Below are 13,394 nucleotides of genomic sequence, written 5' to 3'. Positions count from 1 at the left end.
TCAGCCAGCCCCGCCACGGCGGGGCTTTTTTGCGTGCGCTACAGGCCGCGCTCGCGCTGCCACAGCGCGGCCAGCCAGGTCCAGCCTTGGCCGGCCAGGCTGCGGTGGGTGCGTTCCAGCGTCACTTGCCCGGCCAGTTCGGCCGGCAGCGCGCGGTGGTCGCAATCACCGAGCCGCACCCGGTAGGTCGCCTCCAGCGGGACCAGTGCCTGCTGTTGCTGCACCGTGCTGATGGGCCCGCCATGCACGCTGGCGAGATAGGGCTGCGGCAGTGCGTGGATGTTCACGCTTTCGGCATGCGCGCCGCGGCAGCGTATCCGGCCAAATTCCGGCAGGTTGGCGATGAATACGCCGCCGCCATCGGGGCGCAATGCATCGTGATCGCCCTCGCCGACATAGGCTTCGACTTTCAGCGTATTCCGCTCCCCGACAAGCTGGAACAGCTTCTCGCCGCGTGCCAGCCAGGCGCCGTCGGCGAGCATGGGGTTGGCGTCGACGATCCGGCCGGCAAACGGCGCGCGCACCTGCAACTGCTGGCGTTGCAGTGCGAGGCCCGATACTTCCTCGCGGGCGGCGATCCAGCGGCGGCGCAGCACATCGCCGGCTTCCTGCAGCTTGTCGGCGAATGGCTGCTGCTCCACCTGCCAACGCAATTGCGCTTCGCGCTGGCGGGCAGCCTCCAAGCGAAAGTCGAGCTCCGGTGAATCGAGCTGCGCCAGCAGCTGGCCGGCGGTGACACGGCTGCCTTCCGTGGCGGCTGCACCGCGCAGCTTGGCGGTTTCGGCGGCATAGAGCGCCTGGCTTTCGCTGGCGCTCAGCACGGCCGGAGCACGCACGCCGCCACGCCAAGGCAATACCACCACCAGCAATGCCACCACCGCGAGCACCAAGGTGCGCCGGGTGGCACGATTCCAGCCCAGCTCGCGCCGCCGTTGCCACCACTGCTTCAATTCGCGCCAGATCGGCAGAACGATGAACCAGCCCAGTTCCACGGCCAGCATGGCAAGACCCAGGGCCTTGAAGAACAGGTGATAGACCATCAGCGCAATGCCGAAGAACAGCACCAGCCGGTACAGCCAGGTAGCGAAGGCGAAGCCGATCAGGAAACGCTGGCGCTCCGGGGTGACGTGTTCGGGCACCGGATCATTGAAACCGAACAGGCGCTCGCGCAGCCACCAGCGGCCGAAGGCAAAGGCACGTTCGTGCAGATTGGGTATGTTGAGCGCATCCGACAGCAGGAAATAACCGTCGAAACGCATGAAGGGGCTGGCGTTGATCGCCAGCGTGATCAGCCAGGTGCTGGTGGCGAGCAGGAATACGCCGGCTCGAACGGGGCCGTCTGGCAGGAAGCTCCACAGCAAGGTGGCGCAGGCGGCCAGCGCTAGCTCGGCCAGCATGCCGGCTGCGCCGATCTTCAGCCTGTCCTCGCGGCGGGTCAGCTTCCACGCTTCGTTGGTATCGGTGTAAAGCACTGGCCAGAGCACGAGAAAGGCCATGCCCATGGTCGGAACGCGGCAGCCATAGCGATACGCGGTGAGCGCGTGACCGAACTCGTGCAGCACCTTGGCGAACGACAGCGCGATGCCGATGCCCAGCAGGCCGGACAAGCCGGCATAGGCGGAAAAGGTGTGGGTGAACTCGTCCCAGCGCCGCGACACCAGGAACAACCCGGTCAGCGCGAAGCCGGCGATCGTCCACCAGAACGCTGGATGGAAAACCCAGCGGGTACGCGGTGCCAGCCGCTTGAGCACCGGCATGGGGCGCAACAGCGGTATGCGGAAGAACAGGTAGTGCTTGAGTAGCCACATCGCGTGGCTCATGCGCTGCCCGGTTGCGATCCGCGACAGCCGTGCACTGTCCTCTGCACGCCACGACAGCAGCAGGCTGTGCTGGTTCAGGAACTGCAACACCGCTTCGAGATCGCCGTGATCCAGCTGCAACGTGGTTTCGCCTGCGATTGCCGCGAGCAACGCGTCCGCGTTGCCCAGCGACCAGCGTGACAGCAACTCGAAGGCCGGCCAGGACAACTCGTAGAAACGGTTGGCCGCTGGATCATGCAGCGTCCAGGTTGGCGCGCCGTGGAAGCCCGGTGGGCCGGGATGCAATGTCAGCTCCTGGCGCAGGGGAGGCAGCATCACCAGCCCAGCCACTGGCGCACGGTCGCGATTGGACGGCGCAGCGCGTAGTAGATGAACGGCACCCATTGGCCGGACAACCTGGCTGTACCGCGCAACCCCAGCCGCGGCGTGTCGTGCAGGAAGGTGGCGCGCACCCGATAGGCCAGCACGCCCTGCTCGGTCTCTTCGGCGCTGTACGAGACGCCAACGATGCGCGCGTTGAACGATTCGGTCGGGCTGGCATTGGGGTAGAGCGTGATGGTGTCGCCGACATCAAGGCCGATCTGCTCGGCAGCAGGCATGCGCGCGACCAGTTCCACCTTGCCTGGGTCGGCCAACAGCAGCACTTTCTCGCCGATGCTCACCGTCTTGCCCTGCCAGTCGTTCACATCGCCGAATACCGCCACGCCGGCGCGCTCGGCCTTCACCTGCACCCGTTGCAACTGCTCGGTCATGTACTGCAGTTCCAGCGCCTTCTGCTCAAGCTCGCCCTGCGCCAATGCCATCTTCAGCCGGCTTTCGTCGTCGGTGACGGCGAGCTGGGCCGACTGTCGGTATTCCTCAAGCGCTGTGTCGTAGGCGCGCTGGGCCACGGCACGGCGCGTCTGCAGCGCGGCGGTGTCGAGGTTGAACAGGGGCGTGCCGACGGCCACGCGCTGGTTGGGCTCGACGTAGAAGCGATCGATTACCCCGTCGAGCGGGGCGCGCACCAGGAAGGGCTGGCGCGGTGTGACTTCGGCCGGCGCCAGCACCGTGAGCTTCACGGGAATCAGGCAGGCCAGCGCGAGGCCGGCGAGGATGCGGCGCTGCAGCTTGCCAGGACGCAGTGCGGTCTTGAGCCGGACGCCGAGCCGCTCGCGCGGCTGGAACGCAGCCAGCGCATGGCCATAGGCGTGGACCAGCTCGGTCAAGGCCGCGCGCTCGTGCTCGGAATAGGCCACATCGCGCGCCAGCAGCAAGCCGCCCTCGTTCTGGCCAGCGGGGCTTTTCAATGGCAGCCACAGTGCGTGGGTGGGCAGCCAGTCCGCCCAGTCTTCACCGGCGTTGCCGGGGGCCTGGGCGGCGTCGAGTGCGGTGACGGTCTCGTGCTGGCGCGACAGCGCGCGGCACAGCAGTGTCAGCCATTGCAAATAGGGCGCATTGGGATCGGCCTGCGGCAGGCCCGATACTGCCGCCACGCGGCCAAGGCCGGCTTCGGTCCAGAGCGCGGCCTGGCGATAGGGCACCAGATTCAGCGTTTCGTTGACCATCACGAAGCCGAGCGCCTCGACGCTGCTGGCTTCGCGGGCACGATGGGTGAGCTGGATGAGGCTCAGCAGCGCCTGGACGGCGGGATCGCTCATTTGGCCGGGAAACTGGCCCAGCCGCTCATGCCGGGCAGCAGGTCCGGATGGTTGCCGGTGATCTGGCCGGTGATGGCGATCGACTGGCTGACCGGATCAATCCTGGCGCCGATGCGGATGACCTTGGCCGGATAGCTCTGGCCGAGCTCATCGACGCTGACGGTGAACGTGCTGCCCGGCTTGAGCCGCGCCAGCCACTTGGACGGCACGATCATCTGCAGTTCCAGCTGGCTGACGTCGACGATCTCTAGCAGCGGCTTGCCCGGCGTGACGAACTCGGCGCTGGAGGCCATGCGCTTGGCCACGCGGCCGGAGAACGGGGCACCGATGGCGCATTTGCTCACCGTGGTGCGCATGTAGGCCGCTTCGGCGGCCGATTCCTTGACCTTGGCTTCGGCCTGTTCCACCTCCAGCCTGCCGACCGAATTGAGCTCGGCCAGCCGCTGGTTCACACCCAGCAGCTTGCGCGCGGCCTCGTTGGTCGCCTCGGCCTTGCGCAACTGTGCCTGGAACAGCGTGCAATCGAACGACACCAGCGTCTGGCCGGCCTTGAAGCTGTCGCCCTCCTTGAGCGGCAGCCGGGCGATCTTGGCGTTGAGCTCGCTCGAGATCACCACCGATTCGCGCGCCATCAGCTGGGTGCGGATGCGGCCATCCTTGTCGGCCCCCGTAAAGGCCGTGGGCGCCGGTGCGGCGCCCACGCCTGCCGCCAGCACTAGGCTGGCGAGCACGATACTTCGCATTACTTCTTCTCCGGTTCCACCAGTTCCTGCTCGCGTGTGGCGATCGCCGTGCGCAGCGTGGCAAGGTCATGCGCCTGCACCGTTTCCGGCACCGGATCGAGACCCAGCGTTGCCAACATCTGGCCGTAGGCATTCTGCAGTGCGCCGTAGCTCTGGTACAGCCGCAGCTCCGACATCATGGCGCTGGCCTGCGCGCGGATCTCGGACAACTTGCCCTGGGCATCGGCCTTGGCGGCGTTGCGGGTGTGAGTAAGGATGCGCTGGTCGACCTCGTTCAATTCGTCGGACAGCTCGTACTGGCGCTGACGGCCCACGTAGTCGCGATAGGCCACGTGCACCTGGGTGAGCACGGCCATGTTGAGCGCCAGATGCTGCTGCTTGGCAACGTCGTACTGTGCCTGGGCGGTGTCGCGGATGTTCGCGTAATTGACTAGGTTCATCAGGTTCCAGCTCACACGCAGGCCCAGGTCACGCCAGTTGTTGTTCACCAGGTAGCTGTCGCTGTCGTAGTTGGCGCCGAACTCGATGTTGATGCCAGGCAGCACCTTGGCCAGTGCCTTCTTGGTTTCAAACAGGCCGATGCGCTCGTTGTAGCCCGCCTCGATCAACTCGGGGCGGTTCATCATTGCGGTTTCCTCCATCGCATCGGGCGTGATCGGCAACCGAGGCGTGGAGAAGCCGCTCGGTACGGCGAGCTGGTAGGGGTCGCCCGGCGCCACGTTCATGATCGAAGCGAGCCGTGGCTTGGCTTGGGCCAGTTCATCGCGCACGCCTTCGAGCTGGCGCAGGATGTCGAGCAGCTGGCGCTGATAGTTGAGCGTATCGAGTGGGGCCTGCAGCTTCTCCTTCTCGATCTTGCGCGAATCGGCCAGTGCGCGGCGGGTGAGTTCCAGCAGTGGCATGATCTTGCCCTCAAGCTGCTGGGCTCCGACTGCCTGCCAGTAGGCCTGGCGTACCTGCTGCATCATCAGGTGCACCACCTTGCGGCGGCGCTCGCGCATCACCAGCACGCGGTCCGATTGCTGCTTGGCCGTGTAGTAGCTGACGCCGAAGTCGAGCACGTTCCACGACATGGTGAGATCGCCGGTGTTGTGCTCGCGGTCGGACGAGGTGGATGGCACCAACGATTGCTCGCCGGTGTAGTAATCCTTGGATGAGGATGCCGCGTCGTTGTTGCGCCAGAAGTAGCCGGCGTCGGCGGTCAGCTTGGGCAGCAGGTCGAACTTGGCAAGGTCGAGCTGCCGTTGCGACAGTGCCTCTTCCATGATCTTGAGCCGGTGATCGAGGTTGTACTTGAGCGCGCGTGCCATTGCCTCGTCCAGCGTGATCGGCCCGCTGATCGCTTCCTGGTCAGCGAACATGATGCTGCGCTGCTTGGCGATCTCGGCTTGGCGTTCATCCTGGGTCAACGGGGTAGGCTGAATGGCGCAGCCGGCGAGCAGGGCGCCCGCGACGAGCGCGGCCAACGGGCGCAGGGGCAGGTGATGAGCGTTCAAATGGTTGTCCTTTCTACTGAGGTTTCGCGGTTGTACGTCAGGCGCGCTGCGGCTCGCCTTGCTTTTGCAGATGGTGTAGCAGATTTGCTGCCTCGGCGTGGCGCGCCGTGCGGCCGAACTGGTCGAATTGCGCAGCCAGCGATGGCTTGCCGGCCAGCAGCGCCGCGCTATGGGGCGCATCCGCCGCAGCGAGCCCGTGCGACTGCACGATGTCGGCCGCATCGGAGCGGGTATCGGCCGCCGCCGCTGCCCTCACATTCAGGTCGAGGTGGCTGCTGGCGCGATTGCCCTTGGCATCACGGGCGATCACCTCGATCACCAGCTTCTGGTTCAGGCCCTTGGGCGGCTGGCCGGACAGCGTGCCCGTCACCGGGTCGAATTTCAGCCAGTTCGGCAGCGGTCGGCCATCAGCCAGCCGGACTTCCACGGTCACCTCGGCATTCCTGTCGCTGTGGCTGAAGGTCGACATTGGCAGGGCGATGTTGAGCGGCTGGCCGGCTTGCACCGAGAAGTTGCCGATTTCGGGCATGGCCTGCAGGCCGGTGCCGGAGGCACTGCCGAGCTCGATGAAGGCGGTGCGTGATTCGACCGGCTGGAAGGTGCTGCCGTTGCTGGAGAGCGGATCGGGACTGAACGGATTGCCGAGGACGCTAACGCCGCCCATGCTGCCGCCAGTGGGATTGAGCGTGTTCGGTACTTCGATCGGCACACCTGGATCGAGCGGGATGGTGGCGATCGGTGGTGTGGAGATCACCACCACCGGAGGAACTGGGGCAGGCGTCGGCGGTGCAGGAACCGGCGCCGGTGGCGGAACGAATGGCGATCCAGCATTGACCAGGACACCGTCGGTGTCGACGGCGGGCAGGCTGGTATCCGCAATGTTGCCTGCGGTGTCGCGCAGTACTGCACCGTTCGCTTCGAAAGCGGTGACCGCAATGCCATCGGTGTCGCTTTGTCCGGAAAGCACCGTGTACTGGAACACCAAGGCACTGCTGCCGGAACCCGCCACATAGTTCGCGTAAACGACCTCTCCGCCAATATCGAGCTTCAGCCGCGGCGTGCCTGCGGTGGTGTCGACGACAGTGGTCTCCGATGTATTCAACGTGAAGGTGAGCGTATTTCCGGCACGATAACTACCATCTGTCGGTGCTATGACGTCGAGTATGACGGGCCCGCTGTTGTCGATGGCATAGCGAGCGCCGGTCAAGCCGCCCGTCATGGCATTGCCGATCGTATCCGTGATGCCGGTGCCGCTGCCGCTCAGGTTGATGCCGAGTGTGCCGTCACCGGTGACGCTGCCTACGGTCACGGTATAGGTGCGGGCATCGATCTGGATCACACCCGTGATGGTGCCTGATGCAGTACCGGAGACGGCGAGCACAAAGTCGCCAGCATCGACGCCGCTGACGGCTTCACTGAAGGTGACGGTAAAGCGCACGCTGTCGGCGCCGGTGGGTGTGGCATCCACGCGGCTGATCGCGCTTGCCACGGGCGCTATGGCATCGATCTGCACGTTATTGGTGGGGCCGGCTGAATTGAGCGTAGCAATCGCATCATTGCCGACCGCGTCGCGTATCGTGCCGCCGTTCACATCGAGGCTGCTGCCGAGCGTGATGCCATTGTTGTCGAGCTGGCCTGTGGCAACGGTGAGGCGGAACAGCAGCGCGCCGGTGCCGGAGCCCGACACATAGCTGGCATAGACGGTGCCGCCGGTATCGAGCGTCACGGCAAGGCGCGGCGTGCCGCCGCTGGTGTCGACGGTGACGCTCTCGCTGAAGTTGACGGTGAAGTCGAGGTTCTGGCCGGCCACATAGGTGCCGTTGGCGGGCACGCTGACCGAGCTGACGATGGGTGCGACGCCATCGATCACCAGCGCGGCATTGGCGCCCAGACTATCTGCCGCACCGGGCAAGGGCAGGGTGTTGAAGGCCGGGTTGCCAAGGCTGACGCTGTCGATGGTGGCGCCATTGAGCGACAGCGCGTTGGTGCCGATGTAGTCGAGGTCGGCGCTGTGGTCGCCAGCCTGCACCACATAGGCGAAGGTGAGCGTGCTGCTGCCGCTGCCGCCCACGTAGACGGCATTGCGGTCGATGGCGCCGGTTTCCAGCAGCAAGGTTGGCGTGCCGCCGCTGACGTTGACGGCCTGGTCGAAGGTGACGGTGATGTTGACGGTGTCGCCGACCTTGTAGCTGCCGTTGGCGCTGCTGCTGGCCACGCTGATGATCCCTGGGTTCGGTTGGGCCACGTTGATCAGGATGGTGTCGGTATCGGTCTGACCACCACCGCTGCCCGATTGGCCGAGGTCGTCGGTGGTGATCTGCACCGAGGCGGGGCCGTAGTAGCCGCCGGTGGGGGCGAACGACAGGCCGGCCAGGGCGTTGTTGATGGCGCTGAGGTTGCCTTCGAACACCATGGTGCCGTCGCCGGTACCGTTGCCGACCAGGAAGCTCACCCCGCTGAGGCTGCCCAGGGTGAGCAGGCCGTTGCTGGCGGTGAGGGTGACGCGTATCGTGCCGCCGCCGACGTCCACGTCGGCGATCGACAGCGCGTTGCCGTTGCCGGTGCTGAACACCAGGGTGCCGTCCTGCAACACGCTCTGGGTGCCTGGCACGCTGTTGACCGGGGCGTCGTTGACGGTGGTGACGGTAAGGGTGACGGTGGTGTGGTCGGTCTGGCTGCCGCCGCTGCCGGTGTTGCCGCCGTCGTCGATGGTCACGTCGAGCACCACGTTGCCGGTGGCGTTGGCCGCGGTGGTGTAGCTGACCGCGCCACCGGTGACGAAGGCATTGATGTCGGACAACGTGCCGCTGAGGCTGAGCGTGCCGGTGCCCGAGCCGAGCACGGTGACGCCGGACGCGCCGGTGGCGCTGAGGGTGCCGCTGCCCGGCGCGACGCTGAACTGCACGCTCACCGTGCCCGAGCCGGCATCGACGTCGCTGAAGCTGATGCCGATCAGCGCGGTGGTCACGTCCTCGGTGACAGCGATGGACGGAGGCGCGCTGACGTGCGGCGCATCGTTGACCGGAGTGATGGCGATGGTGACCGTGCCGCTGCCGGTCTGCGCTGCGCCGCCGGATTGGCCGCCGTCGTTGATGCCGGCGGTGAGGGTGACGCTGGCGGTGCTGTTGGCCGCACCCAGGAACTGCACGGCGCCGCCGGTGATGAAGGCATTGATGTTGGCGATCGAGCCCGACAGCGTCAGGGCGCTGGCGGTGCCGCCGATGGTGACGCCGCCGCCGCTGGTGGCGGACAGCGTGCCACTGCCGACCGACAGGGTGACGGTGACACTGGCGCTGCCGGCGTCCGCGTCGGCAAAGCTGATGCCGGTGATGGCGGTGGCGGTGTCCTCGGCTGCGGTCAGGCTGGCTGGCATCGACACGGTCGGCGCGTCGTTGGTGGCGACGACGGTGACGGTGCGGTCGGCGCCGCTGCTGTCGCTGTTGCCGTCGTTGACCTTGAAGGTGATGGTGCGGTCGAGGCTGGATGGGGTATCCGAGCTGTTGCTGTAGGTGACGCTGCGCAGCGCGGCCTGCCATTGCGCGGCGGAAGCACCGGCGGCCGAGGTCAGCGTCAGGATGCCGGTGCCGCTGTCGTAGCTGGCGACGATGTCGCCCATGGTGGCCGGATTGTTGGTGAAGGCCAGCACGTCCTGACTGCCGAGGAAGTTGCCGCTGATCGCCACCGTGGCGCTGGAGAGCTGCGGCGAATCGCTGTCGGACACGGTGAGGCCGCTATCGATCACCACCGGGGTCGAGGTCACGTTGTTGCCTTCGACGAAGGCGGCGCTGCCGCCGCTGGCGGTGACCACCGGCGCGTCATCGATGGCGGTGACGGTCAGGGTGGCGGTATCGCTGGCGGCCGAGAACGGATTGGCGCCGCCGGTGGCGCTGGCGTCGACCTTGGTGCCCTGCTGGCCGGCGGTGGTGCCGCTCTGATCCCAGGCGTGGTAGGTCAGGCTGACGTTGCCGCCGTTGATGCCATCGGGCACGAAGCGTACCCGGTCGCCGCTGCGCAGCAGCAGCGCGGAGGCGTCGGAGACCGCGCCGACGTTCTGCCAGCTGGCGCCGCCGTTGGTGCTGTATTGCCAGGTGCCGGTGCCGGAGGTCAGGCCGGTGAGGGCGATGCCCTGCACCGCGCCGGTGTCCGCATCGGTGACATGGCCGGTCAGGAAGCTGGACACCGCCACGCCGGGGTTGTTGGTGTCGGAATCGGTCAGGCCGGTCAGTGTCGGGCCGGCCGGAGTCAGCACCGGGGCGTCGTTGACGCTGCTGACGGTGAGCGTGGCCTGCGCGGTGCCGCTGGAATACGCGGCGCTACCGCCGTTGGTGCTGGTGTCGGCGGTATTGCGCGTGCCGTTGGTGGATGCGGTGCCGGCGCTCTGGTCCCACGCGCGGAAGGTGAGGCCGGCCGCGCTGCCGTTGGCGCCATCCGGCACAAAGCGCAACTGGGTGGTACTGGACAGCAGCAGCGCGGCGCTGTTGGAGACCGCACCGACACCGGCCCAGGTGACGCCATCGGTGGAGTATTCCCAGGTGCCGCCGCCGCTGCTGCCAGTGATGGCGATGCCGCTAGCGGGGCCGTCCGGGTCGGCGTGGGTGGTGCTGCCCAGCAGGGTGGAGACGGTGACGGCGGACGAGGTGGCGTCTTCGCTGGTGCCGGCCCAGGTGTAGGGACCGCCGGACAGCGTGGGCGCGTCGTTGACGCCGGTGAGGGCCACTTGCGCGGTGACCGCGGTGGAGGTGGCGCCGCCACTGTCGGTGACGGTGAAGTTGATCTGGCGGGTGGCGTCGGTGCCGCCCGCGGTGGGGTCGTCCGAGGTCGAGGAATAGGTGATCGAGCGCAGCGCGGCCTGCAACGAGGCCAGCGAGCCGCCACCGCTCAGCGTCAGCACGCCGGTGCCGCTGTCGTAGCTGACGGTGAAGCCGTTGGGCGCACCGACGGACAGCACGTCGCCGGCACGGAAGTCGCTGACGGTGACGGTGGCACCCTGGAAGGTGGTGCTGTCCACGTCGGCGAGCGTCAGGCTGCCGCTGAGCACGGCGGCGCTGCCGCCCTCGGTATAGCTGGTGTTGCTGTTGGCCGGGCTGAGCGTGGGCGCGTCGTTCACCGCCACTACGGTGACGGTGACGGTATTGGTGGTGGTGGTGTAGCTGTCGCCGTCGTAGACGGTGACGCTCAGGGTGCGCGCCGACGCGGTGGGGTTGTCGACGTTGCTGTTGTTGTACACCAGGTTGTGCAGCAGCGCTTCGACCGCGGCCGGCGTGGCCGAGGCCGAGTTGAAGGTGATCACCAGATCGTTGCTGCCGCTGCCGCCGGTGAAGGTGCCGATGGTGACACCACCGTAGGTGATGGTGCTGCCGCTGACGCCGATCTGCCCAGCGCCGATGCCCTGGTTGCGGATCGACAGCAGGTCTTCGGCGGTGACGCGGTTGGTGGTGATCGACACCCGCACGCTGCCGCCGTTGTAGTCGGCCGAATCGCCGTCCGACACCGTGGCATTGCTGCCCAGGTCGATCAGCCGGGCGCTGTCGCCCTCGGTGAAGGTGACGCTGTCGCCTTGCAGGCCGCCCAGCACGGGGGGCGCATTGGGCACGTAGCTGGTGTTGAGCGCACCGCCGTCGTTGTAGATGCCGGTGACCGCGGCGGGGCTGGGGCCGGGCGAGCCGGTGCCCAGTTCCTGGCCGCCGGCACCGCTGCCGGCGCCGTTGTTGGTCATGGCCGCGTTGTTGGCCGTGGTGATGTTGAAGGTGCCCTTGTTCCACACCGCGCCGACACCGCGCCCGCCGGCGCCGCCGTTCTGGTTGCCCAGCGAGCCGCCAGCGCCGCCCCCCCCGCCGCCGCCGCCGGCGCCGAGGTTGTTGCTGATGATCGAGTTGCCGATGACGTTGATGGTGCCGCCAACCGCGTTGTAGATGCCGCCCGCCGCCGAGCCGCCGGCGCCGCCGGTGGCGTCGGTGCCCAGGCCGCCGCCGCCGCCGCCGATGCTGATGCTGCCGTTGGTGGCGGTGCCGCCCGTGCCGCCGGTGGAATAGCCCAGGTAGCTGCCGCCGGCGCCGCCGACGCCGGTACCGCCCTGGCCGCCCATGCCGGGGAAGGCGCTATCGGCGCCGCCATGGCCGCCCTGGTTGGCGCTGCCGCTGCCGCCCAGATTGTCTGAGACGCCCGATTCGCCGCCGCGGCCGCCGATGCCGCCGCCCAGCGCGCCGCCGCCGCCGCCGCCGCCGCCGTCGTAAGCGAAGTTGCCGCCGCCGCCGCCGCCGCCGGCCGCCGCGTTGGCGGTGACCGAGGTGTTGAGCAGGGTGAGCGTGCCGGCGTTCCAGATGCCGCCGCCGAAGGCGTTGGCGGCGGCCAGGCCGCTGCCGGCATCGCCGCCGTCGCCGGACACCAGGCCACGGGTGATCACCAGGCCGTCGAGCATCACGTTGCTGCCGGCCTGCACCTGGAGCACGCGACTGCGGTAAATGGCGTCCAGGGTCACGTCGGCGACGCCGTCGTTGTTGAGGTCGCCATCGATGGTCAGGTTCTTGTTGATGACCAGCTGGCTGGTCAGGCCCACCGTCATGGCGCCGCTGAAGGTGATGGTGTCGCCGGTGGTGGCAGCGGCGATCTGGTTGCGCAGGGTGCCGGCGCCGGTGTCGGCGTTGCTGGTCACGGTGATGGTGGCCAGGTTGTACTGGTAGCCGTGCTCGGCCTGGGCCGATAGCACCGAAGTGCTTTCGATGCTGCCGCGGGTGACTTCCAGCACCCAGTCACTCCCGGCGCCGGTGCGGTTGCTGGACGCGGCGATATCGCGCCCGGTGCCAGCGGCCAGCGCATCGACGAAAGTCAGCCCCCGCTCGCCATCTGCGGTATTGCAGGCGTAGATCAGGATGTCGCCGCCCTGCGCCATGTTGTTGCCGAGGCGTGCCAGGCTGTCGGAATAGGTATTGAGGTTCTCGGCAGAGAGGTAGCTGCTGCCCAGCCACAGGTCGCCGCTGTAGCCGTGGGCCAGGATCTGCACCGACTGCGCGCCGGGATGGCCGGCGAGGTAGGTGTTCATCTGCGTCAGGCCATCCTGGTCGGCGCGCAGGTAGACCACCTCGGTATTCGGCTTGAGATCGGCCAGCAGCTTGTCCGCGTCCCTGATCCGAGCATCGACGAACAGCACGTTGCGCCCGGCCGGCTCGGCCTGGCTCGGCAGGATCGCGGCGGGGGCAACAGGCGCGTGATCGGCGCTATTGCTGGCCGAGGCGGCGTCGGCATGCGTATCGCGAGCGGGGGCTGCATCGTGCGCCGCGTCGACGGCGGTGACCACGGCCGCACCGTCGAACATGATGCGCTGCTCCAGCGCCAGGATCAGGGGTGATCCGGTCCTGGCTGGACGTTGGCTGCTCGCGTCTTGCATCGTTTTGCTTTTGTTCCACCACATGCTCGTATCTCCTCGCGTACGAACGCCGCCATGGCGTTCGCCGGTTCGTATGCACCTGGCGGGGCGGGCATGCAGCTCGGCTTGCTTGGTGCAGCCGTTGCTCCATCTTCCGCCTCCGGTCTGGGCCGGATTGCTGCCTGGGTTCGCGATACCGTCGATGCCGTCACTGTTTGACGGAGGGCTGTCGACAGCTGCGCGTGAACCGATCTCACAGTGCCGGCGCCGGTTCCACCCGGTGGCACGGCAGGTTCTTGTACTTCCCGATCACTACCAAATACTGCAAAGGC

General features: G+C 67.4%; 5 protein-coding genes. All 5 read right to left on the bottom strand.

Features of this window, described 5'->3' with window-relative positions; all coding sequences use genetic code 11:
* Positions 1-38: 38 nt before the first annotated feature.
* Genes FLM21_RS19840 through FLM21_RS19820 form a run of 5 tightly spaced genes read right to left on the bottom strand, consistent with a single transcriptional unit; the run spans position 39 to position 13,011 of the window.
* The gene (locus FLM21_RS19840) at positions 39-2,135 is read right to left on the bottom strand and encodes a site-2 protease family protein (RefSeq protein WP_148717616.1); all 2,097 of its coding nucleotides are present in this window, start codon (positions 2,133-2,135) and stop codon (positions 39-41) included.
* Entirely contained in the window at positions 2,135-3,460 is a 1,326-nt protein-coding gene (locus tag FLM21_RS19835; RefSeq protein WP_148717236.1) for an efflux RND transporter periplasmic adaptor subunit, read from the bottom strand. Before FLM21_RS19835 ends, FLM21_RS19840 begins: the two co-directional genes overlap by 1 nt.
* Positions 3,457-4,203: an efflux RND transporter periplasmic adaptor subunit gene (locus tag FLM21_RS19830; protein WP_148717235.1), complete on the bottom strand. Its 747-nt coding sequence runs from the start codon at positions 4,201-4,203 to the stop codon at positions 3,457-3,459. Before FLM21_RS19830 ends, FLM21_RS19835 begins: the two co-directional genes overlap by 4 nt.
* On the bottom strand, positions 4,203-5,699 hold the full coding sequence (locus tag FLM21_RS19825; protein ID WP_148717234.1) for a TolC family protein: 1,497 nt from the start codon (positions 5,697-5,699) through the stop codon (positions 4,203-4,205). The genes FLM21_RS19830 and FLM21_RS19825 overlap by 1 nt, the downstream gene beginning before the upstream one ends.
* Before the next feature lie 37 nt (positions 5,700-5,736).
* Positions 5,737-13,011, bottom strand: a complete 7,275-nt coding sequence (locus FLM21_RS19820; RefSeq protein ID WP_246120767.1) for a DUF4347 domain-containing protein — start codon at positions 13,009-13,011, stop codon at positions 5,737-5,739.
* Positions 13,012-13,394: the final 383 nt, after the last annotated feature.

Origin of the sequence: Chitinolyticbacter meiyuanensis (genome assembly GCF_008033135.1) — a bacterium.
Taxonomy (GTDB): Bacteria; Pseudomonadota; Gammaproteobacteria; order Burkholderiales; family Chitinibacteraceae; genus Chitinolyticbacter; species Chitinolyticbacter meiyuanensis.
This window is presented reverse-complemented; position numbering and strand designations above follow the sequence as displayed.